Below are 25,130 nucleotides of genomic sequence, written 5' to 3' on the forward strand. Positions count from 1 at the left end.
GACATAGATTTTTGAACAGTGGTGGTTTTGCTAGCCATGTTTGTTCTTGTTTCGCACGATGTTAATATGCTTATTTTGAGGTGAAGCGGCAATATCCAGATTGCTGCCATTGCCCTGAATCAGCGACCGCAGCAGGTCTGCCAGCACGGCTTGTTTGACTTTTATTGAGGCCTCTGCCCAAAGCGAAGAGCTGGTAAGTTCTGTTTTAAAAGCTTCTGTGAGCTTCTGCTCGCCTGCATCGACCCAGACAACTTCACGGGCTTCGCCGCCGTCAGGGGTAGTTATGCTGACGAGCCGCGCATCAAACTTGCCATTGCCGGCTGCCTGTACCTTGGCTGCGAGCTGGTGCAGGTTGAGAAATTTTTGCGCCAGCGTCGCGAGGTTTGCTTCAAAGGTATGTCTATCTTCATCGCGCCAACTTTCGGCGGGTTTGTCGGCTACGACCATGATAATGCCTTCAAGCCAGGTATCGTCGCTCTTGTCTTTTTCGGCGACGGCATTCATAAAGCGTTTGAGCACCGGATCAAGTACTTGTCCTGACAGCAGACCTGCCATCGCTGAGAGGTATTGGCGCGGCGGCGTTTTATCGGGCATACGCAAAGACACAATAAAGGCTGAACGGCATTCTTCTAGCAGCTTCAAGTAAGCATTTTGCAGTTCGTTCAGCGCGTGTGATAGCGCCTTGGTGATGGAACGAACCTTATCAACCTCGGTCTTCTTGCCATCGAGAGTGATGCCCAACGCATGAGGGATTTCTTTAAATATTAACGCATCGGGTTCTTTCGCATTGAGCAAAGCGAAGCGCAGCCGCTGCGCTTTTTCGCTGACGTGGCGCGTGTTTTGGGTGTAGCGAGGCAGGCCCCTGGCGAAGCGAATGAGTGGTTTGATGACAGCGAGAACTGAGTGGCGCTTTGGCCCAGTGCCGCCATAAGCTTTGACCAACTCTTCAAAATACTTGGCCTCAAGCCCTGAGACCACGAACTTTTTTAGCGCGAAGCGCTCGGGGCGGCGCACGAGAATATCGAGAATTTCAGGAGTTATTTCGGGTATGAAACTGCCTTCTTGATAGAGGCTCACCGACTCTTCGTGTTCAAGCAGGTATTGCACGAGCAAGAGCGGTATCACACCCGCCCGAATGCCGTAGGGTGGTTCGGTCAGCTCGCTGAAAAGCAGCGCAAGAGGCCGCGCTTGTTTTGCCTTATGCGCGAAAGCCTCTATGACTTTACGCGCAGGCTCAAGACCCTTTTGGTATTGTTTCTCAGTCAGCACGCGGTAGATAGAAACTTCTGGCCCGTTGCCGATGAAATGTTCGCCCGCGGCATCGCGGTATTTTAATAGCCGTGCAACAATGTCGCCTCGTGCTTTGGCGATCTGCGTCGAGATCGACTGGCGGTTGATGAGCTCATTCTTGAGTATGAATTTTGATCTATAGACACGGTCGCAGAGTCTTGACGCGATCTGGTTGAGGGTGCCCCCCGTGTCTGCGACAGCAGGATTGCAGATGATTTCTGTACCTTTGCCCATGGCAGTGAATTCACGCTGGATCATTTCGCGCAGGCGTTCTGCCATCAGATAATAGCGCTCGCTGACCTCGCGTTTGGCGACGTTATCGAGTGTGAGAGCACTTTTGCCCGACATGAGCGAGCGCAGGGCTAGCACCTCGCGCGCCAATTGCCGCAGAGCATGCGTTTTCCAAGATTTTATTTTTATTGTGGGTAGATTCGCCGGCACAGAGGCGGTCGAGTCTGGGGCTTCGGCGAACAGACTCGCTTCGCCCGCGATTGTACCGGTTTTTTTAAGCGCCGATTTACCCTCGGATATGTCATAGAACACGTAGCCATCACCCTTAGGTAGGGGCGTATTCAATATGCGGCCGTTGTCGATAAACAAGGCGGGAAAAAAACGCAGAGTGCCAGTTTCATAGCTGTGGCGCGAGGCGACGACGGTGCGCAGGCGAAAGTCGATGTTGAGTGTCTCGGCAAGGTTCTTCGGAACCTTTGTGAGTTCGAGCTGAATCAGAGCCTCGACGTCGGCTTCGCTGCCCGCCCAAAGACGGTATTCGTCGGCCTGCCTGCGGTAGGTGATAATTCGGCGGGTGATGAGTTCATTCAGCAAGCGCTCGGTCTCTTTGCTATTCGCACCCGGCGTATCGGCCATCGCCTGCACGATGGCTTTTTGCGAGGCCTTGATGCTGCCCATCGACAGCGCATTCAGCACCGCTATTGTCTTCAAAATATCGGTCAGGTGGCTGTCGAGGTGCGCATTCGCATGAATGCGGTCTCGCAGCTCAATGAGGCGCGACTGCCTCTCGCCCGAGGCGAGGCTAGCCGCTTCGATAAAATAATCGTACAGGTCTGCTATCCGCAATAACTTTGGCTGCTTTTCGTCGAGAGTGTGTTCTTTCAGAAATGCTGAAAAGGCGTGCGGTTCGTGGCTCGTCAGGTAGTTAAAGAGAGAGCGTTCATTCTGGCCAAAACGGGCGCAGAGCTGTGGCAGAGCGCGCGCAGCGAGCGGATGCAATGGAAAGAGCTGCGGCCACAAATCGTTCGGTACCGGCAGCTCGGCCTGCCATAGTTTACCGACTCGGACTGCGACCTTCTCAATAGCCGGTTTCTGTTCGATCGCAGCGGCGATCAGCGCGAGCGTGCTTTCGCTCGAATCGAGAAATGGAATATCTTCAAAACGACCTTGTATTTTCTGCCACTCAGCTTTTTCGCGCGCGCCCAAGCGACCGCCATAATCGGTGAATGCCGAATGCAACAGGCCAAAGAAGAAAACGGGATATTTCTGCTGCGGCAGCTCGGCGATGAGCTGCAACAGATAGACGTCGTTTTCCCCGACGGCTACCTGCTCGAGATTTTTCCCGAGCTCGTCGATTGCGATGATTACTGGTCGATCGGCGGCGAGCACCGTAATCGCCTCGATGAGCCGACTGTTCTTGCCACCCTTACCCGATTGCGTCTGCCGTATGAACTCGAGCGCGCATAGATGCGCATATTTTTCGGCCTGACCGAACTCTTTTAATGTGGCATCTTGTATCGCCCGTGCCAGCGTCATGCCGATGCTTTCGCTGCGCGAAACAGCGACTGCGCGCAAGAATGGTTTCTTGAGCGCAGACAGCTCGTCAAAAAAGCGGCGTAAAGAATTGTCAGCTTTCTGGTTCTTGAGCAGCTGTGCAGCCGCAGCGTACATAGCCGACTTCTGCGGTGATAGCAAGGACAACAAGAAGTGCATGAAAGCCGATTTGCCGGCGCCATAAACAGCGGTAATGGTAAATGCCCTGACGCCATTTTGTGCAGCAAAACGTTCTTGAAACAGGGCAAGCGTTTCACGCCCGCGCGGGGTCAGTACATAGCCATCGAGCGAGGCCCTGTCGGCCAGGTCGCGCTCGAGGTTGATCGACCGCGCATACCGGCGCCGGGTGGCGATGCCGTCAAGATAGCGCATGGCGGTAAACCCCTTTCAAAAGTTTGTGCGCTAACTTCAACGGGTCACTCTTAAACGCGAGCTGCTTCACGCCAGCGGTGTCAGAAAGATAAAGGTCTTTCTCCCCTCTCCCCGCGGGAGAGGGGCCGGGGGTGAGGGTTCGCTCAAGCGCTTCATAGAGGCTGTTTTCAGTGAGGCGAAATGCCTTCACGGGCGACAAGTCACCTTGCATGAGCTGGGTGAATGAGATGGATTTAGAGCCGGTGTGTGCGTCGCGCTTCGACGGGCTCAGCGTGACACCGGCGTAGTCAAGGCAAGCCGCCGCGATAATGGCATCGGGCAAAGTTGGTTTTGCGCCGATCACGAACGTGTATTCTTTGCCACGTTTTTGTAGCAGGCCGAGTTCAATGAAAGGTGAGTCGATGCTGTCTTCGCTAAACGTTGAAGATTCATCAAACGCATACATCCTCAAAAAAAGGTGCACGTCTTTGGCGAGCGATGAGTCGGCGATTTTATGGTCGCTGTAATGGCTGCGCACGTAGGCCCTGAGGTCGTGCTCGAGCTCGTCGGCGGTGAACGTGGTGCGACCAAAATGGTCGATCGCGAAGTTCCAGGTTGTTGCCTTCTCGGTCTTCAAAAGCTGGTAGTGCAACCACCACAGCGTCGCGGTGCTCTCGATGTAAGGGTCGAGCGCCTGCGCGCCGGCAATCAGATCGCGCGCGGCGTGGGTGAGTTGGTGCAGAGCCCGCTTTGTGTGTCCCCCTCCGCCTTCGGCACCTCCCCCGCTTGCGGGGGAGGATGGGAGGGGGACGATCAACCCAAATGCTTCGCACCAATACCTGATCGCGTGCGCCATGTTTTTACCGACGCCGAGGTTCATGTGTACATCGTCACTGGCAAACGCGACGGGGTCGTGGTCGACGAGGTCTACACCCTTCTTCAGCCAGCCGTAGCGGGGGTGGAATGTCTCATGGCGGGCGAAGGTGGCGGTGTATGAATTCGCGCCGCTCGACCATGCACCGCCTGACCGCATCGCTGTGGTTGCTGCGACTAGCACCGTAATTATACGGTGCATCGACTGCCACAGAAAACGTCAAGAATAATATCACCGTATATGTGCGGTGTTCTCGCTGCAATACGGAGTCGACCTTATATGTACGGTGTCGAGAAACTCACCCATCAACCAGAAGGTCAGAGCGCGCATCAAGGCATTGCGGGGAACACACGGATTGACGCAGGCCGAGCTGGCAGAGCGTTCGGGAGTAGACTACAAGCACATACAGTTGCTTGAGGGCAAAACAGCCCCCTCCGTGCGTCTGGATACGCTCGAAAAGATATGCCTCGGCTTTGCTCTCAAGCTGCACGAATTCTTCGACGACCCGGTGTTTACGCATGCTGACAGAATCGCCATTTCCGGAAAAACAAAAACTGCTCGAAAATGAGTTAGCCTATGCGATCTACGATGCGTTTCCCGTGTCACCGGGACATACGCTGATCGTACCCCGCCGCATTGTTGCCGACTACTTTGATTTAGAAGCAACCGAAAAGCGAGCGATGTGGAAGCTGGTCGATGACATGCGGGAATATTTGCGGGCAACGTTCAAAACCACCTACTTCAACATCGGGGTCAACTGCGGCGAACCTGCGGGGCAAACCATCGCCCATGTGCACATCCACCTAATACCCCGGTATCCGGGCGACACGCCAAATCCGCGAGGTGGGGTGAGGGGAGTGATACCGGGAAAGCAGGCGTACTAGCGGTAAACCCAGCTCGGCTGAAAGCCCATATTGGCCGCGATCTCGTATTGGGGTTTTATCGTCCGCTCTAAGATACCTGTGAAGGTCTGTTCATCAGTTTCCAAAATATCAACACCTGCCTGACCGGTGACAAGGATTTGGTAGTCTTCGAGCATCTTTGTTGTTTTCTCACCCTTCAGCCTCGCAACCTTGCGCATAGCTGCGTATTGCCTGACAGCAAATGGTAACAGGTACTTTTGCAGATCGGGCAACGAGTCGCTTTTTGCCCGGTTGGCGGTCGCAGCAACTGGGATGATATTCCACAGCAAATCGTGCGCAACGAAACTCCATGGCAGAAAATGGTCTAAGTCGGCATCTTCGATTCGTATTTCTTGCCCAGTGTAAATACACTGCGTAGCCCCGACGACAGACCAAAAAGACTTAGCCAAGGATAGGTTGCGCTTCTCGGGAGCGAATAGCTTGTTGGGAATACCGGGGACATTGGGATTCAATTTCTGGACATATTGCACCAGATGCCAATCGACGAAGCTCTGGAATATAGAAAGATGACGCCGCAGGTATCCCCGCCACCTCGGCTGGATTTCGATTTCGCGACCTGATGCCGAGAATCTATAAAGCGGCAGACTTTCATGGCGCTGAAAATTCTGCGCTGCCAGTGCCGCGACTTTCTTATTGAATTCTGAATCGTTAAGACCGCTCGTCTCGCGCGAAAACCACGGGCCTAAAAATCTATAGGGCACATACTTCGCCCGCGCCCTGAGATCATAGTATGCAGCTGAGCCAGAGCCATCTGCCAAAACACGTAATGCCGTGGCCGCAATCTTCTCCATCTTTTCGTTCGTCGGCAAGCCCGATTCTTTCTTTAAAACCGCAACACAATGGGCCAGCTGGTCTGCCTTGCCAAACGACAGGCGAAAATAATTACTCGGATACCAGGCGAGCGCCACCATGCGCGAGAGCAGATGATCGAACGGTATCGGCGACGGTACCTCATGGCGAATGGCATCCAGTATTGCCAGAAACCAATAGAACTTGTAAGAGGCAGTAGTACTCTTGAGTGTCGCAACCAGATGTTGCACCGGCAAGTTGTCTGCTTCAGGTAGATCTTGTTCCAGCAACACGGCAAAAGCAAAAAGTCTTGCTGGCTTTAGCCGGCAAGGGTTTTTGAAGAACCACTCTAACTCCCCCTCTCCTTCAGGAGAGGGGGCCGGGGGGTGAGGTGCCCCACCAGCGCCACCATTCGCGAGAGCTGAAAATCAATCGGGACTGGCTGCGACTTGTCTTGCCGTAAATGCAGCCTACCAAGTCCCAGGCTTGCGAATTTCACCCGCAGGCACGGTTAACGGGTCATCAAATTGATATTTTTCATAAGTATCTTTTTTGATTTTAAACTGCTGGTCTGTGACCGAACTAAAAGCTGCGTTAATTCGCTTGTACGGAAAAATTATGGATATTGGTTTCTGGTATAGCCGCCGAGCTGTTACAACCGCAGGTATCAAATCGGTATCGCCGGTCAGCAGAACGATCTGGTCACAAAGATTCTGCTGGAAAAGTTCAAAAATCTTAACCGCAATGGAAACATCCGTCTCTTTCTCTTCGTATTTCGTAAATTCGCGATGGCAGTGGTGGCATTTTACCCGCTTCGCCTTAAACATACCAAGTTGAATTTTTACACCGGTTGATTGAAGAGCACGGATATAGACTTGATGCCGGTTCACAACATTCGCGTCGCGGGTCGTCATATGCGTGGCGTGAGCAGAGAAATAATAGAACTCTGCAGGTGTGGCACCCCGGCCAAGAGATGGTAAATAAGACTCACAGAGTCGACGTAGATTCAGCCATTTGACTTTTTGCTTAAATTCAGATTCTACGTCGGCAAGAGAATGGTATACGTTGAAACCATCTACCAGAAAAGAAACACGCATGATGGGAAGTATGATGCCAAAACCTCCCGGCCGTAACCGAGGAGGGAGCTAGTCGGCGAACCTTCTAGCGTTGACAGAGACAGTATCGGCATTTTTAGGGCGGCTGTCCAGTATTTTTGCATCGCCTGTGGTTTGTTTGGTTTCCCCGGCGCCTGAAGCGCCAGAAACCAATAGAACTCGTAAGACGCCGTAGTGCTCTTGAGTGTCTCAACAGATGTACCGGCAAATTGCCTGCCCTGAGCAAGCGCAGCGCGTCGAAGGGGCAAGGGTTTTTGAAGAACTACTCTAACTCCCCCTCTCCCTGCGGGAGAGGGGGCCGGGGGGTGAGGTCGAGCCGTCTATGCCGCCTGATACCGCTTAATCTCAACCTCAGCGCCGCTTTTCACCGCTGCTTCTGCAATTTCCAAAACGCGTTTGGTTGCTGGTTCATCGAGGTAGTACTCCCCACAATTATCACACACATTCGCAGGAACCTGCTTGATAATGACGACAGTCTCACCCCGGTTCAAGTTCACGTTGGCATGGCTTGGGTGCAGCACACCGGTTTTGCAGATCTGGCAACCCTTCATCGGCGTGTCCTCATGTCATCATTCCATAGCGCCGGGTCTGGCCTGTAAACAGAAATTATGATCTCGCATTGAAGTGCGCTATCGAATGCCGCGACGACGTGCAAGACCTCCAGGCCAGAACGCCACAGTATAAGCCTGCTCGCAAGTGGCCTGTCATCAGGGTATTCGGCGATGACTTCGCCACTTGCAACTGCGGCTTTGACAGCCTCAATGGCAATTTCACGCTCAAACATACGTTGTAAGGCGTGACCGGAAAATTCGAAAGTGACCGCCATCGAAATCCGGTTTCAACTCCCTGCTGGGGTGACAATGGATTTTGTATGCCACGCTTAGATGGGCATTAGCGAATGCCCATCCACCCGCATGCCTCTGGCAGCTAACAACTTCAGCCACCCCTCCACCGTCCCGATATCATTGCGCCCCAACAAACCCGCTTCTTCCTCCGCACGCGATAGCTGGCTAAAAGTCTCAAACAGCGGGTGCCCGCTGTGAATGAACAGTTCCTTGCGGTGCAGAATCGGCGGGTTCTCACGCGTTCGGTAGTCCCGATAATCCAACTTGTTCTTGTGCAATAGCACTTTCATCGCACCCAGCAGCCGTGGATGCGCGTCTTCATAGAAATTGGCGTATTCCATGAAAGTCACGTGGTATGAGTTTCGGGCGATTTTGGCGATGTTCCATTCGACATCAGGCGGCAGAATCGTCTTCGCTAGCTCAACCAATAGCTGCAGCATCTCGGGCGCGTACTCAAGCGAATCGCGGTGTATATAGATATCGTCGGGCAGCACTTTCCCGACGCTCGACTCATTGATGTATCGGCTCACCTGTGCCAGGTCGCCCAGCTCTTTGAGCCGCACTAGTGCTGCAGTCTTCGCGGCATCCCACTTGCCATAATAGAGCCTGACCTGCTGCGCCGTTTCATCCTTAAGGTCTGAAGGCTTGAGGCGCGTGTCGGTGCGTATCAGCTCGCGACTCAAAGCAATGAGTAGGGCGGATTTATGCCGTTCTGCGGCCTGTTTGACAGTCTCGGGGTTTAGCTCCGCTCTGAGCGCCTCAGCCGCGGCTTCGGCTGAACCAAAGATGCGTTTGATAGTTCCTAAATCAGCAAACTCGGTCTTGTCAGGCGCGCGGCCGAGCTCGTGGTAGAGAGACACCCAGCGCGAAATCGTCTCTTGCACAATCTGCTGCCGCAGTGATTCTGCAATCCCGGCCTTTGAGTTCGCAAAGCGGTTCTGTAAGAATTGCTGCTGTAGTTCAGCATTTTTGAAGACATAGGCTATACCAGGCGACACCAAGCGGGCTTCGACGCCGAGCGTTGACTCGAGGTATTCGCGAAATTCGCGCGGTGAAAAATATTTCTGAAAAGTATGCCAAGATGTCAGAATGCCATCACCGAATGCAACCTCCGTCGCGACGAGCGGGCCTGCCGCACGAATCATGACCGCGACGACGAGCAGATTCTCCGATAGATCGAAAGCAGCCTTGAGCGTTTCTTTGCGCTCCGCAGCATTCTCGATAACATTCAGAATGTAGCCGAGATTGACAATTTGTGCCCCCTTCTTTGGTTTTTCAGGGGCAAAATGCGGGTCCCAACCGGCCGCCTCGAACTGCATCTTTTTCAGAAATTTGACGTCTTCACCGTAACCACAGCCATAGTCGAAGAAGCTCGTCTGTGTCGTCAGCAGCCCGTCATCGAGCAAAAGCTGCACCGGCCCGGAAAATCGGCGGCGCAACAAGGCGGTGCGGTGCCGCAAGATCTGCATTGTTCTCTGCTCTGGGTGGCGCAGCTGCTGCCAAGCGAATAAGACTGATCGTTGTCGGGGGGTGATTTGGCGAGAAAATCAGGGTTAGTAAAGTGCTCCCGAAATTTTTTTTCACCAATCCTCGCAAACCAGTACCCATGCCCTTCGGGCGGGGATGGCAGTCCAGGTAGATACTGAATACTATACCAGGCTTACTGATCAGTTACTGGATGACTTCTACCCTAAGTTCTGCTGTAATGAAAGACTGACTGCCGTGGACGGTAAAAGGGAAACCGTGCTCCGGTGCCCCCGTTGTCATAAGCAGGCATCCCGGTTGGCCGGTACGCCTTTGCATCATTTGAAGTTACCGCGATGGATGTTTGGTTATCTGTTGAAAGAGAACCAGTTACAGTACCCGAAAGTATTGACCTCTACGGAAATCAGTAAAAGAGTAGGAGTAAGTATCCCCGCCGCGATCCGGTTAAAGCGTAGATTGCAATTGTTTGCTGCGGATACTCTCCCCCGAATGCAGCGTAAGTTTTATGAAACCCAGAAGCTCCGGTTTCAGGGCTTCCGGTTTCCTAAAGACAGAGAGACTGATCTGACTCCCCTGATTGCTGATAAGCCAGTACCCCAGGCGGATACAGTAGTGTTGTACTCCTGCAAAGGTACTGCAAATAAAGGCCGAAAGCGTTATCGCCGCAGCGGACAGACTGCTTCAATTTACCGGAGTGAATCTTTAGGCGGGGATCAGATCGGGACTCTTGTCCATACAATCGGGACAAAGCAAGGTCCGGTATTCTATGACTCTATCCCCAACCAGAAAGCGGAGACCATCTATCCGATTCTGGGTAAATACAATCCCCACCACGGTCCCTTGTTTACTGACATGGGATACCGCGGCTTCCCCAGCATGAATCACCGGATGGTGAATCACTCCCGCAAGAGTTCTGACAAGAGGTATAAGTGGGCCAGGAATCGGTGGAGTAAGAACGGGGTTCACTGCAACGTCGCGGAGGGTAAGAACGGAATCCTGAAGCGGTCATTCAGTTCCTATGTCTGGATAAACCCGAAGCACTCTAACCTGTACTTACAGGAATATGCCTTCAATGCCAACCTTAGGCATTTTGACCTGGGGGATTTGTTACCGGAAGAGAGTAACCCGAATCCCGCCCCGGTCTATCAGATGGATGACAACTGGGCAATGCGAGGAAGGGTTAGTAAAGTGCTCCCGAAGCAGGATTCGAACCTGCGACACGGTGATTAACAGTCACCTGCTCTACCGACTGAGCTATTCGGGAATGATAGGCCACCCTTCGGCAGCCAGATGGCCCGAATAGCTCTGCTTCCAGTGCTATTCGGGAATAGTTAACGGTCGGAGAAATCGGCATTTTTGACAATGCGTCAACTGTTTTCAAAACCAAATGGCAGTGTGTCCGGGGCGATCAAGGCGCGGCGGAGGGTGTAACGGATCGGGCTTTATTTTCAGGTCTTCAGCGCGGTCGATTTCTTGATGCCGAGCGATTGGTAGATTTTGAGCGTTGCCTTTGATTTGTTCAGGGTGTAGAAGTGAATGCCGGCGGTGCCGTGGTCGATCAGGTCGCGCACCTGTTCGCTTGCCCAGTGTATGCCGACATTCTCGGCGTATTCGTCGTCTTCGGCGCGGGCGAGCGCGCGCAAGAGTTTCGCGGGAAAACGCGAGCCGAGCGACAGCTCGGCCATGCGCTGCATGCCCTTGCGCGAGGTGATCGGCATAATGCCCGCGATAATCGGCACGTTAATGCCGGCCAGCGCGCAGCGTTCGCGGTAGTCGTAGAAGTCATGGTTGTCGAAAAAAAGTTGAGTACAGATATAATCCGCACCAGAATCGATCTTCGCCTTCAGGTAGCTGATTTCTTTGAGGCGATTGGGCGTCTCGGGGTGGCCTTCGGGAAAACCGGCAACGCCGACACCCATCTGGGGAAAATGCTTCTTGATGAACGCGACGAGTTCGGCCGCGTACGCGAAGCCGTCGGGGTGTTGCTGCCATCTGCCGTGCGCTTCTTTTGAAGGGTCGCCCCGCAGCGCCATGATGTTATGAATGCCGCTCTCTGCATAGCGTTCAAGAATCAGGCGGATTTCATCTTTACTGGCACCTACGCACGTGAGGTGAGACACGATCGTGAGACCGAGCTCACGGCTGAGGCGCACGACAAGATCGTGCGTGAGCTGGCGGGTTGAGCCACCGGCACCGTACGTGACACTCACATAAGCCGGCTCGAGTGGTGTGAGGTCGCTGATCGTCTGAAACAGGGTCTCAGCACCCTCTGGCGTCTTCGGGGGAAAAAACTCGAAACTCAGCGCGGGCTGGTTTTGCTTTAATACATCCGCAATATGCACCCCACCTGCAATGCAGGTTCTGCTGCGCCGTAAAGGAGAATCGGTATCTGCAGCGCAAAAATGCGTTGGCGACGCCCGGCCGTTTTGCAGGTGGTTTCATGCGGTATTTATGGCTGATGATTGCAAGTATGGCTTGCGCTGCTTCTGTTGGGGCCACGGAGAAGAAGATCGGCGCGGCCAGGGTTCACTTCACCGGCGAGCTGAAAGGCAGTGACCTGCGCATGACCGAAGAGCACGCACTCGATCTCACCGAGGCCTGGCAGTACCCTGCGCGCACCTACTACCGCAGCTTCCTGGCGGGGCGCTTTCCCTGGTCGCAGGACCTCACCGATTTTCGCGCGAGCGTCGATGGCCAGCCAATGAAAACTGATCTCTACCGGTACGGCTACGACAAGGTCATGCTGCGCCTGCCAGCTCTCGCGGCGGGCAACTACCGCCTCAAGGTCAGCTATACAATCCGTGACATCCGCGGATTTCCCGAGGCAACTCTGCCAGAGCTGCGCTTCTGGGATTACCCTCTGCATATCGAAGAAGTCACTGCTCAGCTTACTGGCTTGCCGCGGGGCGCAGAGTTCGCGCTGATCGAACGCTACAACCGCGAGCAATTCGCGCAGAAACGCGCCGATGGCATTCAGGCGCTGGCGTACGGTAAAGATCACGACACCACGCCATCACCGGTTTTGCTCATCAGCAATAGCGCGCTGCGCTACGATGAGGGCATCGTCGGTTACATGCGCTATTTCGCGCAGCAGAGCAGGTTACTGCCATTTGTAGGATTTCTTATTGTTCTGATGCTCTTGCTCCGGTTCATGCCGGCACGCATCGTTCTGGGTTTTATTTCGCTCTACATGTTTATACCACTCACCTTCTGGCTCTCGCGCATTCCGGGTTGGCTAAGCTACTTTGCCGCACGCAAAGAAATTGAACCGCGCGCAGAGTACATCGAACACTTCTACGGCGAGCTGGCGGGCGACATTGCTGTAGCAGCCATCTTGTTCTTGCTGGCACTGCGTGTCGTGCGCGGCATCTGGCGCGGCGAAATCAGCGATTATTACCTGCCTTACGGCGGCCTCGTGAGCTTTTTGGTGCTACTGCTCTTCATGGGGCAGGACCCCGAGGCCTTGCTGATGCTGCCGCTCGCAGCACTTTTTCCGCTGATGTATTCAGGCAAACAGGTCACGCGTTTCTTCGGTGCCGATGCGCACGTGTGGATCGAAAAGGTTATCTCGGTCGGCAAGATGAGTTTCGATGAACTGAGCCAGGCTTCAGGACTTGCGGTTACGCGACTCAACCGTATCTTTGCCGCTCTGCCCACGCACCCGGTTGCGATCGATCATGACAACCGACAGTACCTTTCGGCTGATGCGCTGGCGGCGCTCGAGCAAAACCAATTTTGCAACAACTGCGGAGGTACTCTCAAGGTTGAACACAGCGACCTTCTACAGTGTCCGTATTGCCGCAGCGATTACGCCGTGGCGCTCGGAAAAAAATCCAAAGCAAAAAACACTCCGCCGCTGGTCGTGAGTACGCTGGCAAATTTTCTCAAGGCAAGCGGAATCATGCTCATGATTGTGTTTGTCTTTCTCGCAGCCTTCGGTGCCATCACCGAACTTTATGCGCGTATGCATCGCAAGGGTGGCACCAGCGGCGACTGGGCAGTGGTCATCACCATTGCCATTCTGGGTGGCGCGGCGTATGGTGGCTTTGCCGCACTCGCGACCCGGCTGCTTTCCGGTAAGGGTTACGCCCTGGTTTCGGCGGTGCTTGCAACTCTCGCCCCTCTCGTCTGGCCCATCTTTGCGCTGCGCGCGCTGATGTCGCCGCGCAGCAAATTCTTTTTCGGGCAGTTGGATTTAGCCCGCATACGCGAGTGGCTTGCAGAAAAAAAGTACATCCCCCTTACTGAATTTGCCCGCCGGCTGCGCGCGAGCGAACTCGATGCAATGAACCTCGCGCATTACCTCACGTCCTCGGGTGAGCTCGACGCGGTTTACGACCGGCGCAACAACACGCTGACAGAACGCTCGCTCTTTCGTGCCAAGGCCGGCGCCAATTCATGCCAATCTTGCGGGGGAGTGGTCTCGGTGCTGAACGGTGCCCGCGTTTGCCGGTATTGTGGAACCAAGGCCACGTAAGGGTAAATGCCTTCGCCTAACAGGCTCCTGAAAAAGGAGCCAAAAGCAGGTTCCGGAAACCGAACAAGGCTGCAGACAGGCCATATATGGCCGTTTTGCGAGCGATTTCGGTACGAAATCGCGGCGTCTGCGCCGGCCTTCGGCCGGGCAACGCCCGGTCAGGGAGTATTTCCGGAACCTGCTAAGCCGACAGCCGGGAACCCGCAGCGGCTGTCGTCGGTCAATAAGATGTTAACCAAATGGTTAAAAACTGTTCTACGGGGTGTCTAGCCAACCAGCTGCGGTAACGCGTGGCTGTGAGTTTCCATAGCTGCTATGGAAATCCGTAGCAGTGCGAGAAATCCGCCGCACCGCCGCAAAGGAGAACTATGCATATCATCTCGATGACCAACGTTCGCAAAGATTACCCGCTCGGCGAAACCACGGTCAGCGCGCTCAAGGGTGTTAACTTCGCGGTCGAGGCGGGTGACCTGCTCTCGGTGGTGGGGCCCTCGGGTAGCGGCAAGACGACTCTGCTCAACATCATCGGCTGTATCGACCGCCCGACGAGCGGCAAGGTTTCAATTGCAGGCCAGGACATCACGACGATGAGCGACGATGCGCTCACCGACCTGCGCCTTTACACGGTCGGGTTTATTTTCCAGACGTTCAACCTGATCCCGGTGCTCGATGTGCTCGAGAACGTGGAGTTCCCGATGCTGCTGATGAAAGATAACAAGTTCTCGAAAGCTGAAATCAAAGAGCGTGCCGAGCACCTGATCGAAGAGGTGGGCCTGACCGCACAGCTGAAGCAGCGCCCGGCGGAGCTCTCGGGTGGGCAGCGGCAGCGCGTCGCGATTGCGCGTGCGCTCGTGACCAACCCCAAGATCGTGCTCGCCGACGAGCCGACGGCCAACCTCGATTCAGACACGGGCCACAAGATTCTCGAACTGATGCGCCGACTGAATGAACAGCATAAGACGACGTTTGTATTCTCGACGCACGACCCCGACGTGCTGCAGTATGCTCGCCATGTTGTAAAAATTCGTGACGGGCTTGTCGTGGCCGACAAGCCCGTCACGAAAAAAAGAAAAAAATGAAGATCGCGTTCACCATCGCGGCACGCAACCTGCTCCGCCACAAGGGCAAGAGCCTGGTGATCGGAGCGATTCTGTTTTTGGGAGCGCTGATCATGACGCTCGGCAATGCCGTGATTGGCGGCATGAACCGCGGCCTCAGCGAAAACATCGTCGAGCGTTTTACCGGGCATATCGTCGTGATTTCCGACACGCAGGAAAATCCTAATATTCTCTTCACCCCGATGGGCAAGGACATCGCCCTGATTAAACATTTCGACCGGGTCAAGGGTGTGCTCACGGGCCAGCAGCAGATTGCCGGCTACGTGCCAGCGGGCCGTGGCTTTAGCCTCGTGCTCACCGAAGAGGGCGATATCGACTTCGCGATGCTGTTGGGCGTCGACTTTCCTGCCTACAACGCTATGTTTAAAGAAAACGTTAAGCTCGTCGAGGGCAAGCTGCTTGGCCCTGAGGAGCGCGGTATGCTGGTGAGCCAGGGGCGCCGCACGCGTTTCTTCAATGACCAGAATATCTGGCTGAAGCCTGCGGGTTTTGCACTCGAAGAAAAGAACTTTTCCGACGAGGCGAAGAAGTACCGCGACAAGATGATCGTCAAAGATTCGCTCGTGCTCATGGGTGCTTCGGGCGATTCGACGGCGTTCGATGTGCGCGCCGACATCAAGGGTATCGTGCGCTACGAGTTTCTCGACGACTACTGGAAGTTCTTCAACATCATGGACATCGAAACTTTTCGCGAATGTTTCCAGTGGGTGACATCGAGCGATGCTGCGCAGAATATCAGGGCCGATACCAAGGCGCTCATGGCGCAGAGCGAAAACCTCGATGCCCTCTTCAATGAAGCAACCGTGGTGTCGTCAAACGTCGGCAAGGCTGAAATCTCGAAGAGTCTGAAAAAGCTCAAACAGAAATCCGCCGCGCAGAAGGTGCTCACCGACGCGGGGGCATACAACGTCGTTTTTGTAAAACTCAAAGACGGCTATGACATCGACAAGGGCGTGCGCGAACTCAACGCTGCGTTCAAGGCCGCGGAGGCCCCCGCGCAGGCGGTGACCTGGCAGAAGGCCATTGGCCAGCTGGGCGACATGGCAGGTATCATACGCGGTGCGCTCATCGGTTTTGTCTTCTTTATCTTCTTTGTCGCGATCATCATCATCATGAACACCCTCTCGATGGCGGCGCTCGAGCGCACTGCCGAGCTGGGTATGATGCGCGCGGTGGGGGCGCAAAAGCGCTTTGTGACCTGGATGTTCCTGGTCGAAACCGCCTGCCTGGCGCTGCTCTTCGGCGGCGCCGGCATTGTCCTGGGTTCGCTCGCAGTGCCGGTGCTCAAGGCCATGAAAATTACCGCAGAAAACAACATTCTGCAGTTGCTCTTCGGAGGCAAGACGTTCGCGCCATACCTCAGCGCCGGCGACATTGTCTTCGGCGTGGCGGAGCTCGCCTGGGTTACAGTCATGGCAGCGATTTATCCGATTATTGTCGCGCGGCGCATTACACCGCTCGATGCCATTTCGAGGGATTGATATGCAACGCCTGAAACTCCTCTTCTCGCTCGCGTTTCGCAACCTGGTGCGCCAGCGCCGGCGCAACATGCTGTTGGGTGTAGCCCTTGCTTTCGGTACCATGATCCTCGTGGTCGCCAATGCGTTCTCGAGCGGCATCACCGACACGCTGCTGAACAAGATTGTCGTGCAGATGACCGGCCACCTCGAACTCGCGGTGATTGAGCGCGCACGGGCGCAGAACCTGCTGATACGCGACCGCGAATTCTACCTTAACCTGCTCAAGACCAACCTGCCCGAAATTCGCGAGGTTGCCGAGAATGTTGCCGTGTTCTCGCGCGCGATCGGTGTGGGTAAGGGCGAAAACGTGATCGTGGTTCCTGTCGATCTCGGTGAGAAAGCTGACCCTGCTACTTCAGCTGATGCCGAGTACCTGGTGAGCCGCGCGGTCGAGGGCAACGTGGCCGACCTGCTTTCGCCGCAGTACGAAAATCCAGTCGCGGTTTTTGCCGATAAGGCCAAGGCACTCAATATCAAACTGCTCGATACACTTAAGATGCGGCTCAAGACCGTGAGCGGGCAGGAACAGAGCGCGCGGTTCACCGTCGTGATGCTGCTTAAATCAGAGAGCATGTTTGAAAGTGGCGCACTCTTCTTGCCGCTAAAGAACCTCAAAGACCTGCGCGGTATTCGCGCGAATGAAACAGGGTCGCTGCAGGTGACATTCAAGAAGTTCGATTCGCCGCGCTCGGTCATTCGTATGGCCGACAAGCTGCACAGCCTGCTGAAGCCGCAGGTGGCCGCGATCGGCGGTGAGCTTGTGGCAGGTAAGAAAAGTGCGCCGGTTACAGTAGGGGGATTTACCCAGGAATTTGCGAAATCTCCACAGGTACAAAAGTCTTTCACACTCACCGCGGGTGATTGGTTCAAAGATCGCGACACTGACCAGGTAGCGCTGAACGAGAGTCTCGCCGAAGCGTTGGCAGTCAGCGAAGGTGATTCTGTAGTCCTGCGCTACCGGTCGATACATAGTGGAGAACCCGTCGAGCAAACCTTCAATATCGCGGCTGTTCTTTCCGCACAGGACGCTCCGCCGGCCGTAAATGCCTGGCTACCCGAAGCCGGGTTTTACCGTGTTTATCTCGGAGATTTGCCAAAAGTGCGCGTGCTACCGGGTGCTGAAAGTCTCAGTGCCGAATGGAAGGCCGTGCTCGCTCCTGATTTCAAAGTGCTGCCGCGCACTTCGACCGGCGATGACTTGATGAAGAAGAACCAAGAGTTGCGCAAGACAAACTTCTACGGGCCGGCGATAGATGTGCGCACGATGTACGAGAGCGCAAGCCAGGTGCTTGAGCTCGAAGGAGCGCTCAACCTCATCACGCTCATTGCCGTGCTGATACTCTTTTTGATCATTTTGACCGGGGTTGTGAACACCCTGCGCATGACCATACGTGAGCGCACGCGCGAAATCGGCACGATGCGCGCGATCGGCGTGCGTTCGGGCGATGTGCGCAACATCTTTTTGATCGAGACTTTTCAGCTCGCGTTCTTTTCGGCGGTGACGGGCGTGGTGCTGGCATTCATCGTGATGGCAGTACTGTCTTCGTTTCGTATCGAAACACAGAGCGTGCTGGGTATCTTCTTGAGCCAGAAGAAGCTCTACTTTCTGCCGCAGGCCGGTGACATATTGCGGAATATCGTGATGATCTTGCTGGTGTCTACCGCGACCGCATACTTTCCATCAAGGAGAGCGGCCAAGCTCGACCCAGCTGAGGCTTTGAGACACTTCGAGTAGTCAGGAGAAAATATGAAAAAATACATCATTGTGGTATTGTTCTTCACGCAATATGGCATTCACGCCAAAGGCGTGAATGCCATATTGCAGGAAATCGACAAACGCATGTCGCAGATCAGCGACTTCTCTGCAAAGGTTGCCCTGACGCAGCAGAAGGTCGGGCAGGGCGTGAAGAACTTTGAAACACTGTTCTTTCGCCGCGACGAGGGTGACGAGTTCCTCATGGTGACAACCGCCCCGCAGTCAGAGAAGGGTAACGGCTACCTGCGTACCGGCAACAACTTCTGGATGTACCGGCAGAACACGCGCACGTTCCAGCACATCAACCGCGACGAGAGCATCAACGGTACCGACACCAAGGCAGGCGACTTCGAGCGTAAAAAAACCACCGAACTCTACAAGCCATACGTCGATGCCAACGGCAAAGAAGACATTACCGAAGAAATGCTCGGCAACAAGAAGGTGTGGAAGTTTACCGTGGTGGCCAAGGTGCGTGACGTCACCTACCCGAAACAGGTCTACTGGGTCGAGCAGGGCACTTACCTGCAGCTGAAGGTGCAGTCGTATTCACTATCCGGTACGCTCATGCAGACGGCGTACTTCATCAAGTACACGCAGATCGAGGGGAAGTACATTTTGCTCAAAGGTATGTTCGTCGATGAATTCGAAAAGGGCAACAAGACGGTGCTCGAAATCTCGGGTGTTTCGCTCAAGAAGCTCGATTCGAAGATATTCACGAAGGCTTACCTCGAGAACCTGAGTAAATAGCGTGCGGCGGAGTTTATTTGTGTTTTCAATTTTATCCACTTGCGCGTACGCGCAAGTGGATAAAATTGATGAAAACCAGTTGTTCTCCGAAGGTGAAACCGTCACACCGGTTGAAAAGGTGACCGACGACAAACTGCAGGATTCTACCGACAAAGAATCGGTCTCTTTTTCCGGCGCAATCAACAGCCGAAACTCTTACTCGATGAACCGCGACTGGCTGACAGGTAACAACGCGTCGACGGCGCAAAATAACCTGAATAACCAGATACAGACCAACATGCTGCTCGAGGCCCGCGCGCGCCGCAGCACCAAGGCCGTGGTCAACGTGGTCAATAATGTCTATGCACAGGGCCGCAGCGAACAGCGCACCTTCCAGGACGTTACCACCGGTGCGACCACGCGTGTGAATGAGACTGTCTATTATGACTTTCGTTTTACTGAGGCCTTCGTTGATACCAACATCGCGCGCGCGGTGTATTTTCGCGCGGGTAAGCAGGTGCTCGTGTGGGGACGTGGATTCTTCTGGAATCCTTCTGATGTTATCAACGCCGAGCTGCGCAGTGCCACCGACGCGTTCCAGTTTCGCGAGGGTACGTACGGCCTGCGCGCGCACGTTCCGATCGGCAGTAGCCTCAACTTCTATTCGTTCACCGGCGTCGGTCGCAGCAACCGGGCTGAAGACATGCTGCAGGCGTTCAAAGCCGAAGTCGCCTTCAGGCGTGCCGAGGTTGCGACGGGTGTGATCATGGGCCAGCGCAAGGTACCGACATGGCTTGCCGAAGCGAGTACGCGTTTTCTGACGCTCGACTGGCGAGCCGAGGTTACGTATGCCTACGGCGACAACGCTTACCGTATCGACCCCAACACTTTCAACCCGCTGTTGCCGGTAACCTACCAGCTGCGCGAGCAGCACGTGTTCAAAGGCGTGCTCAGTTTCGGGCGGAGCTTCGAGGTTTTCGACGTCGCCGACCGTCTAGGCATCAACTTCGAATATTTTTACAACGGCGCCGGCTATAAAGAAAATGTGTTTGAGCAGAACCCACTGGTACGCGCGTACTTCGTGCAGAACGGCCTCTACCGCCCTAACTTCTATGGTATGCACTATGCGGGCCTCTTTGTTACTTACGCACGTTTCTTTGTGCAAGATTTGACTCTCGGTCTGAATGCGCTCAGCAACCTCAGCGACAAGACCATGATTCTTTCGCAGCTCTTCACCTATAACCCGCTCTTTAACCTGACGCTTACTTGGCAGAACAACATTTTTACCGGCAGGCCGAATGGCGAATATACGGTCAGCGGTTTAGGGTGGTACACCGAATTTTCGGCACGAGTAAGCTTTTGAGCGTTTCCCGTTAGGGAATCGCTCAAAAGCTTACTGCAATTTTATGCCGGCTCAAGAATTGTCTCAATCGCCGCGGCGAACTCGGTGTCTTTCTTCGTGAGCCCACCCTTATCATGCGTCATGAGCGTGATATGCACGCGGTTATAGGTGTTGTTCCAGTCGGGGTGGTGGTCGAGCCTCTCGGCAATCAGCGCAACTCGCGTCATGAATGCAAACGCCTCGCTGAAATTCTTGAACACAAAGTCTTTCGAGAGTGCCCCTTCATGCAGATGCCAGCCATGCAGTTGTTTGAGCGCGGTCACCATCTGCTCGTTGTTCAAGAGTTGCATGCGGCAGAAAATCAGGTTGTCATCGGTGGTCAATGCAGAAGAGACTGATGTCAGCCACAACCTGACATCGGTGGCAAAAGCAATTGACAGATTATCGGCACCCATACAGTCCTTGACCGCGATGAATCGTCTCAAGCCGGTTTATTCACGCTCTTGAGTAGCCGCAATTTGCCTTTGTGCAGCTTCGGCGTGCAGCAACTTCAATTGGCCACCCGACAGCATGGCAAAAGATGCTGCGGCCGCTGCGTCGGGTATTCCGCAGGCTATTCTCGCCGTCAATTTTAACGGGCAGGTGCAACTGACCTGGGAAACAGTCAACGGCGCCACAGGTTACCTAATTTACTATTCATCGACGCCTGGTGTCACGAAGGCCACCGCTACGGCGCTCGCGGCTGCGAGCAGCCCCTATTTGCACACTGGCCTCACGAATAACGTCACGCTCTATTATGCTGTGGCAGCAACCAACGCCGGTGCTGAGAGCGCACTTTCCATAGAAGTGTCGGCAATGCCAACGGCTGCGCGCAAGATTTTCATTTCGAGCACCGCTTATACAGGCAATATGGGTGGCATTGCCGGCGCGAACACCAATTGCCAGAGCCTGGCCACAGCCGCAGGTCTGCCGGGAAAATTCAGGGCGTACATTTCGACGCAGGTGACAGACGCCGCATGTAACATTCTGGGGCTTTCAGGCAAGAAATCGGCAAACTGTGGTTTGCCCTATGCGCCAACATTTGATGCCGCAACTCCCGTGCAGAACACGCAGGGCCAGACGATTCAGACAAGCCTTTACAACCTGCTGAACGGAGATGGGGGTGCGGTTAACTGCGGTGCGGGCAATGCCATATGCACGGGCGTTGCGTATAACGAGACGGGAATTACAGCCTCAACGACCGCGCGCACAATAACGACGACAGGTGGTGTGTTTGCGACAGACCCACCCGGCAATACCGGCTGCCAAGATCTTACCCTTGCGACAAACGACGGCATCGGCACGCTCTACGGCACATCATACGATATCAATAACTGGTGGTATTCGGCTGGCTGGAGCGATAACTGTGCCAGTGCACTGCGCATTTATTGCCTGCAGCAATAGGTGTGAGCCACCGGGTATCGGGCTAACCGAAAAGCCCGGCTTGCTCTTGTGTGTCTTTCTTTTTTCGCCCGTCTGTTTTTGGCTGTGCGAATGCCGCACCGCTGGTGACGATCACTCCCGACTTCTTCTCGAGATCTTTGAGAATTTGCGCCGCTCGCTCCGTCACGGCTTTCGGCATGCCTGCCATCTGCGCAACATGAATGCCAAACGATTTTTCGGCGACTCCCTCAACAATCTTGCGCATAAACACCACGTGTCCGTCTTTTTCGACAACCGAAACAGTGAGCCCGGCGATGCCGCGTTCTTGTGAAATCAGGTGAGCGAGTTCAGAGTAATGTGTTGCAAACAGGGTTTTGGGGCGGCCGGTTTTGGCGTCGTTTAGCGATTCAATCATCGCCTGCGCGATGGAGATGCCGTCATAGGTAGATGTACCGCGTCCGACTTCATCGAGCAATATCAGTGAGTCTGCCGTGAAGTTACGAAAAATGCGCGCGCATTCTGCCATTTCGACGTAGAACGTACTCTCTCCGTGAGACAAACGATCTTGCGCGCCGATGCGCGTGAAGATGCGGTCGACCACGGGCAGCGTCGCCGAAGTCGCCGCAACGAACGCTCCGGCCTGGGCCATGATTTGCATAATGCCGATTTGCCTTATGTATGTACTCTTGCCCGCCATATTGGGCCCCGTAATGATTGCGAGGTGGCGGTCGGTATTGTTGAGGTGCACATCGTTGGGTATAAACATCTCGCTGCGAAAATAGGCTTCGATTACAGGGTGTCGCAGCGATTCGGCGCTGAGGGTCTTCTCGGTTGTCATGCGTGGCCTGACATGGCGGTGAATGACCGCAGTGTGCGAATAAGCGAGCAGCACGTCGAGGCGCGCGAGCCTCTCGGCCCAAAGTTTCAGCTGGTCGGCCGCGGCGAGCACCTGCCCGCGAATATCTTCAAACACACCCTTCTGTATGCGCAGCACTTCTTCTTCGGCTGAAAGTATTTTGGTTTCAAGTTCTTTGAGCTCGGCCGTCGTGTAGCGCTCTGCGTTTGTCAGCGTCTGCCGGCGCGCAAAATGTTCGGGTGCTTTGTTCGCCTGGCCTTTCGAAATTTCGATAAAGTAACCGAGCACGTTGTTGTGCTTCACGCGCAGCGTGTTGATCTGGTGCTCGGTCTTTTGCCGTTCTTCATAATCGGTGAGGTGTTTAACGGCATTCTGGCTGAGTTCAATAAACTCGTCGAGAAGCGGCATATAGCCGGGTTTTACAAAACGGCGGCTGTCTAAAAGCGGCGGTAAATTTTCACTGAGAATCGCCTCTTCGAGAAATTGCAGCAGTTCGACAGGAAACTCACGCAGGTCTTGCCAGCCACGACTCAGAAACGGCGCCATGCGATTGTCGTCGATAATCTTCTGCAGGCGTATGATCGCCTTTAACGTGGCAGCGACCTGACCGAGGTGCCTCACCGTGGGGTTGTTGCTGAGCCCCGTCAGCACACGTTCGAGATCGGCGACGTTCTGCAGCTCTGCCGTTATCAGTTGTCGGTAAGCATTGTGTTTCGCGAGAATTTCAACGGCGTCGTGACGGCCTTCAATTTCTGCGTGGTCGGCAGAGGGGCGCGATAACCAACCGGCGAGCAGGCGCGAACCCGCCGAAGTCTGGCAGTGCGCGAAAAGGCCCATGAGGCTCGGGTTGAGCTTACCTTCAGCGCTGGCGAGAATCTCGAGCGTGCGCAGGGTCGACGCGTCCAGAATCATTGACTTGCGGCGGTATTCGCGCTGCGGCGATGACCAGTGCATTTTCAAGACGGGAGAAATTTCCCGTAAGTATGCGAGTGCCAGCGCAAGCGCGCAGGCTTCTTCAACGTCGAGCTCCCAAATGGCGAGATTCTTCGTCTGCAGCGCGTCTTTCAGCACCCGGGCACGAAAGGCTTCGTCATTCACCGGGTAGCGCCGGGTCTGTAAAATTCCTGCGGCCGGAGGTGTAAACGCCTCGGCGTCGAGTGCAACCCACTCGCGAATGCCAAATGCAGCGAGCGCTTCAGCCATTGTCTCATCGTCTTTGCGATCGAACCAGATTTGCCCGGTTGCCACTTCAATGATCGCCAGTTGCCAATACGCTTTGCCGCGGGTAACGCCGCAGAGTCGGCGTGAATCTTTGCCGTCGATAAGCGCTTCTTCAAAAAGACTGCCAGGAGTCAGAATGCGCGTCACACCGCGTCTCACGATGCGCCCCTGCGCTTCAGCCGGGTCTTCGAGCTGCTCGCAGATCGCAATGCGTCGACCCTGCTCGAGAATCGGGTGCACGTACTGGCTCATCGAATGGTACGGTACGCCGCACATCGGCACCTTGTCTTGCCGGCGCGTCAGCGCAATATCGAGCACCCGCGCCGCATAAACCGCGTCTTCGAGAAACATCTCGTAGAAATCGCCCATGCGAAAGAAAAGAATGTCGTCGGGGTATTGTTTCTTGATTTCAAGAAACTGCCGCATCATGGGAGTATCCAGGTTCTTCTGGTCGACCTCGCTCACGCTCGGTCTCCCAAATTTTTTATTTTCGAAATACTAAAGGGGATAGCTGCGCTACCCCCTTTGCAACCCCCGCTGAGACTCACATTCATTGCTGCACCTGCAGCATCTGCGCTGCACGTTTGGCGTTTTCGATAAACCGCCGCACCTTGTCCGCATCTTTGATTCCGGGCGAGGCTTCGGTGCCGCTCGCCACATCAACCCCATGAGGATCTACCTGTGCCACGATGCTCGCCACGTTTTCGGGAGTGAGGCCACCTGCGTAGAGGTATGGGTGGGTAATGCCGGCGACGTTCGCCGGGTTGAACGTTTTACCTGTGCCCCCCGCAACCGGTTGCGCGCCCTGAGGTGCTCGAAGGGTGCGCGCTGTTCTATGTGAATCAAACAGCACCAGTGGGTGTTGTGCCCATGCTGCAATCTCATCAGCCTCTACCTTCTCAGCAGCAGAAATTGAGGGTAGAATATTTTCGGGTGAAGCCAGTTTTAACAGGCGTTCAAGCTCAGGATGGTCGGCCATGATCTGCAGGCGCGTGCCGGTTTGTGCCAGTAAATTGAAAGTCTCGCTTATGAAATCCGCACTATCGTAACCAAAGACCAGGTAGCGAGGCTGGTTTAGTTCAAGCGCAAGAATTTCTTTGGCCCGTGCATGCGTCGCGCGGCGTTTGCTCGATTCGGCCATGACTATACCCAAGAAGTCGGCGCCGGCATCGGCAGCGAAGCGTGCATCGTCGACACGGGTTAAGCCGCAGATTTTGACTTTCATGAAAGATGCC

At 54.7% G+C, this 25,130-nt stretch carries 21 protein-coding genes and 1 tRNA gene; 10 read left to right on the forward strand and 12 right to left on the reverse strand.

The window, feature by feature from the left end; translation table 11 throughout:
• Positions 1-30: 30 nt before the first annotated feature.
• On the reverse strand, positions 31-3,447 hold the full coding sequence (locus tag TURPA_RS11430; protein ID WP_014803462.1) for a hypothetical protein: 3,417 nt from the start codon (positions 3,445-3,447) through the stop codon (positions 31-33).
• On the reverse strand, positions 3,434-4,501 hold the full coding sequence (locus tag TURPA_RS11435; protein WP_014803463.1) for a DUF4007 family protein: 1,068 nt from the start codon (positions 4,499-4,501) through the stop codon (positions 3,434-3,436). The genes TURPA_RS11430 and TURPA_RS11435 overlap by 14 nt, the downstream gene beginning before the upstream one ends.
• 85 nt (positions 4,502-4,586) lie before the next feature.
• On the opposite strand from TURPA_RS11435, the gene TURPA_RS23430 reads away from it, so the two are divergent.
• A complete protein-coding gene (locus TURPA_RS23430; protein ID WP_041948477.1) occupies positions 4,587-4,868 on the forward strand; it encodes a helix-turn-helix transcriptional regulator in 282 nt (93 codons plus the stop codon).
• A complete protein-coding gene (locus tag TURPA_RS11445) occupies positions 4,819-5,184 on the forward strand; it encodes an HIT family protein (RefSeq protein WP_014803465.1) in 366 nt (121 codons plus the stop codon). The genes TURPA_RS23430 and TURPA_RS11445 overlap by 50 nt, the downstream gene beginning before the upstream one ends.
• Here the strand turns inward: TURPA_RS11445 and TURPA_RS11450 are convergent.
• From TURPA_RS11450 to TURPA_RS11470, 5 genes are all read right to left on the reverse strand, one after another.
• Positions 5,181-6,305 carry an HNH endonuclease domain-containing protein gene (locus tag TURPA_RS11450; protein WP_014803466.1) on the reverse strand — a complete coding sequence of 375 codons (1,125 nt, stop codon included), beginning with the start codon at positions 6,303-6,305 and terminating at the stop codon, positions 5,181-5,183. The two genes, TURPA_RS11445 and TURPA_RS11450, sit on opposite strands and share 4 nt — an antisense overlap.
• 177 nt (positions 6,306-6,482) lie before the next feature.
• Positions 6,483-7,109 carry an NYN domain-containing protein gene (locus tag TURPA_RS11455; protein ID WP_014803467.1) on the reverse strand — a complete coding sequence of 209 codons (627 nt, stop codon included), beginning with the start codon at positions 7,107-7,109 and terminating at the stop codon, positions 6,483-6,485.
• A 338-nt stretch (positions 7,110-7,447) separates the two neighbouring features.
• On the reverse strand, positions 7,448-7,678 hold the full coding sequence (locus tag TURPA_RS11460) for a type II toxin-antitoxin system MqsA family antitoxin (RefSeq protein ID WP_014803468.1): 231 nt from the start codon (positions 7,676-7,678) through the stop codon (positions 7,448-7,450).
• On the reverse strand, positions 7,675-7,953 hold the full coding sequence (locus TURPA_RS11465; RefSeq protein ID WP_014803469.1) for a DUF4258 domain-containing protein: 279 nt from the start codon (positions 7,951-7,953) through the stop codon (positions 7,675-7,677). The genes TURPA_RS11460 and TURPA_RS11465 overlap by 4 nt, the downstream gene beginning before the upstream one ends.
• Before the next feature lie 54 nt (positions 7,954-8,007).
• On the reverse strand, positions 8,008-9,441 hold the full coding sequence (locus TURPA_RS11470) for a DNA phosphorothioation-associated putative methyltransferase (protein WP_014803470.1): 1,434 nt from the start codon (positions 9,439-9,441) through the stop codon (positions 8,008-8,010).
• A gap of 505 nt (positions 9,442-9,946) precedes the next feature.
• On the opposite strand from TURPA_RS11470, the gene TURPA_RS24335 reads away from it, so the two are divergent.
• Positions 9,947-10,687: a transposase gene (locus tag TURPA_RS24335; protein WP_425358589.1), complete on the forward strand. Its 741-nt coding sequence runs from the start codon at positions 9,947-9,949 to the stop codon at positions 10,685-10,687.
• Here the strand turns inward: TURPA_RS24335 and TURPA_RS11480 are convergent.
• Both TURPA_RS11480 and metF read right to left on the reverse strand, forming a co-directional pair.
• A tRNA-Asn gene (locus TURPA_RS11480) sits at positions 10,649-10,721 on the reverse strand. The two genes, TURPA_RS24335 and TURPA_RS11480, sit on opposite strands and share 39 nt — an antisense overlap.
• A gap of 184 nt (positions 10,722-10,905) precedes the next feature.
• Positions 10,906-11,799: a methylenetetrahydrofolate reductase [NAD(P)H] gene (gene metF, locus TURPA_RS11485; RefSeq protein ID WP_014803471.1), complete on the reverse strand. Its 894-nt coding sequence runs from the start codon at positions 11,797-11,799 to the stop codon at positions 10,906-10,908.
• A 98-nt stretch (positions 11,800-11,897) separates the two neighbouring features.
• Between metF and TURPA_RS11490 the strand changes: the two genes are divergently transcribed.
• The 6 genes from TURPA_RS11490 (at position 11,898) to TURPA_RS11515 (ending at position 20,417) form a co-directional block, all read left to right on the forward strand.
• The gene (locus tag TURPA_RS11490; protein ID WP_014803472.1) at positions 11,898-13,934 is read left to right on the forward strand and encodes a hypothetical protein; all 2,037 of its coding nucleotides are present in this window, start codon (positions 11,898-11,900) and stop codon (positions 13,932-13,934) included.
• Positions 13,935-14,302: 368 nt separating this feature from the next.
• Complete coding sequence (locus TURPA_RS11495) at positions 14,303-15,013, forward strand: ABC transporter ATP-binding protein (RefSeq protein ID WP_014803473.1); 711 nt, start codon at positions 14,303-14,305, stop codon at positions 15,011-15,013.
• Positions 15,010-16,533, forward strand: coding sequence for an ABC transporter permease (locus tag TURPA_RS11500; RefSeq protein WP_014803474.1), 1,524 nt, complete (start codon positions 15,010-15,012; stop codon positions 16,531-16,533). Before TURPA_RS11495 ends, TURPA_RS11500 begins: the two co-directional genes overlap by 4 nt.
• Before the next feature lies 1 nt (position 16,534).
• Positions 16,535-18,307: an ABC transporter permease gene (locus tag TURPA_RS11505; protein WP_014803475.1), complete on the forward strand. Its 1,773-nt coding sequence runs from the start codon at positions 16,535-16,537 to the stop codon at positions 18,305-18,307.
• Between the two features lie 12 nt (positions 18,308-18,319).
• Positions 18,320-19,075: an outer membrane lipoprotein-sorting protein gene (locus TURPA_RS11510; protein WP_014803476.1), complete on the forward strand. Its 756-nt coding sequence runs from the start codon at positions 18,320-18,322 to the stop codon at positions 19,073-19,075.
• A gap of 55 nt (positions 19,076-19,130) precedes the next feature.
• Positions 19,131-20,417 carry a hypothetical protein gene (locus TURPA_RS11515; RefSeq protein WP_041948479.1) on the forward strand — a complete coding sequence of 429 codons (1,287 nt, stop codon included), beginning with the start codon at positions 19,131-19,133 and terminating at the stop codon, positions 20,415-20,417.
• 41 nt (positions 20,418-20,458) lie between these two features.
• On the opposite strand, the gene TURPA_RS11520 is transcribed toward TURPA_RS11515, so the two are convergent.
• The gene (locus TURPA_RS11520; RefSeq protein WP_041949271.1) at positions 20,459-20,746 is read right to left on the reverse strand and encodes a 4a-hydroxytetrahydrobiopterin dehydratase; all 288 of its coding nucleotides are present in this window, start codon (positions 20,744-20,746) and stop codon (positions 20,459-20,461) included.
• Positions 20,747-20,966: 220 nt separating this feature from the next.
• Here TURPA_RS11520 and TURPA_RS21850 point away from each other — a divergent pair, with 220 nt between their 5' ends.
• Positions 20,967-21,839 (forward strand): fibronectin type III domain protein, encoded by an 873-nt coding sequence (locus TURPA_RS21850; RefSeq protein ID WP_014803479.1) that lies wholly within the window; start codon positions 20,967-20,969, stop codon positions 21,837-21,839.
• A 22-nt stretch (positions 21,840-21,861) separates the two neighbouring features.
• Here TURPA_RS21850 and mutS read toward each other — a convergent pair whose 3' ends face one another.
• Together mutS and TURPA_RS11535 are read right to left on the reverse strand one after the other, a co-directional pair.
• Positions 21,862-24,324, reverse strand: a complete 2,463-nt coding sequence (mutS, locus tag TURPA_RS11530) for a DNA mismatch repair protein MutS (protein ID WP_425358590.1) — start codon at positions 24,322-24,324, stop codon at positions 21,862-21,864.
• A 121-nt stretch (positions 24,325-24,445) separates the two neighbouring features.
• Complete coding sequence (locus TURPA_RS11535) at positions 24,446-25,120, reverse strand: phosphoribosylanthranilate isomerase (protein ID WP_041948480.1); 675 nt, start codon at positions 25,118-25,120, stop codon at positions 24,446-24,448.
• Positions 25,121-25,130 lie beyond the last annotated feature (10 nt).

This window comes from Turneriella parva DSM 21527, assembly GCF_000266885.1.
GTDB classification, from domain to species: Bacteria; Spirochaetota; Leptospiria; order Turneriellales; family Turneriellaceae; genus Turneriella; species Turneriella parva.

Excerpts from the sequence above, each read along its gene's own strand:
- mutS (WP_425358590.1), bottom strand. The coding sequence starts at position 24,324 with ATGATGCGGCAGTTTCTTGAAATCAAGAAACAATACCCCGACGACATT.
- TURPA_RS11455 (WP_014803467.1), bottom strand. The coding sequence starts at position 7,109 with ATGCGTGTTTCTTTTCTGGTAGATGGTTTCAACGTATACCATTCTCTT.
- TURPA_RS11470 (WP_014803470.1), bottom strand. The coding sequence starts at position 9,441 with ATGCAGATCTTGCGGCACCGCACCGCCTTGTTGCGCCGCCGATTTTCC.
- TURPA_RS11505 (WP_014803475.1), top strand. The coding sequence starts at position 16,535 with ATGCAACGCCTGAAACTCCTCTTCTCGCTCGCGTTTCGCAACCTGGTG.
- TURPA_RS11460 (WP_014803468.1), bottom strand. The coding sequence starts at position 7,678 with ATGAAGGGTTGCCAGATCTGCAAAACCGGTGTGCTGCACCCAAGCCAT.
- TURPA_RS11500 (WP_014803474.1), top strand. The coding sequence starts at position 15,010 with ATGAAGATCGCGTTCACCATCGCGGCACGCAACCTGCTCCGCCACAAG.
- TURPA_RS11520 (WP_041949271.1), bottom strand. The coding sequence starts at position 20,746 with ATGCAACTCTTGAACAACGAGCAGATGGTGACCGCGCTCAAACAACTG.
- TURPA_RS11510 (WP_014803476.1), top strand. The coding sequence starts at position 18,320 with ATGAAAAAATACATCATTGTGGTATTGTTCTTCACGCAATATGGCATT.
- TURPA_RS11495 (WP_014803473.1), top strand. The coding sequence starts at position 14,303 with ATGCATATCATCTCGATGACCAACGTTCGCAAAGATTACCCGCTCGGC.
- TURPA_RS11490 (WP_014803472.1), top strand. The coding sequence starts at position 11,898 with ATGCGGTATTTATGGCTGATGATTGCAAGTATGGCTTGCGCTGCTTCT.
- TURPA_RS11430 (WP_014803462.1), bottom strand. The coding sequence starts at position 3,447 with ATGCGCTATCTTGACGGCATCGCCACCCGGCGCCGGTATGCGCGGTCG.
- TURPA_RS21850 (WP_014803479.1), top strand. The coding sequence starts at position 20,967 with ATGGCAAAAGATGCTGCGGCCGCTGCGTCGGGTATTCCGCAGGCTATT.
- TURPA_RS11445 (WP_014803465.1), top strand. The coding sequence starts at position 4,819 with ATGCTGACAGAATCGCCATTTCCGGAAAAACAAAAACTGCTCGAAAAT.
- TURPA_RS11535 (WP_041948480.1), bottom strand. The coding sequence starts at position 25,120 with ATGAAAGTCAAAATCTGCGGCTTAACCCGTGTCGACGATGCACGCTTC.
- TURPA_RS11435 (WP_014803463.1), bottom strand. The coding sequence starts at position 4,501 with ATGCACCGTATAATTACGGTGCTAGTCGCAGCAACCACAGCGATGCGG.
- TURPA_RS11465 (WP_014803469.1), bottom strand. The coding sequence starts at position 7,953 with ATGGCGGTCACTTTCGAATTTTCCGGTCACGCCTTACAACGTATGTTT.
- TURPA_RS24335 (WP_425358589.1), top strand. The coding sequence starts at position 9,947 with ATGCAGCGTAAGTTTTATGAAACCCAGAAGCTCCGGTTTCAGGGCTTC.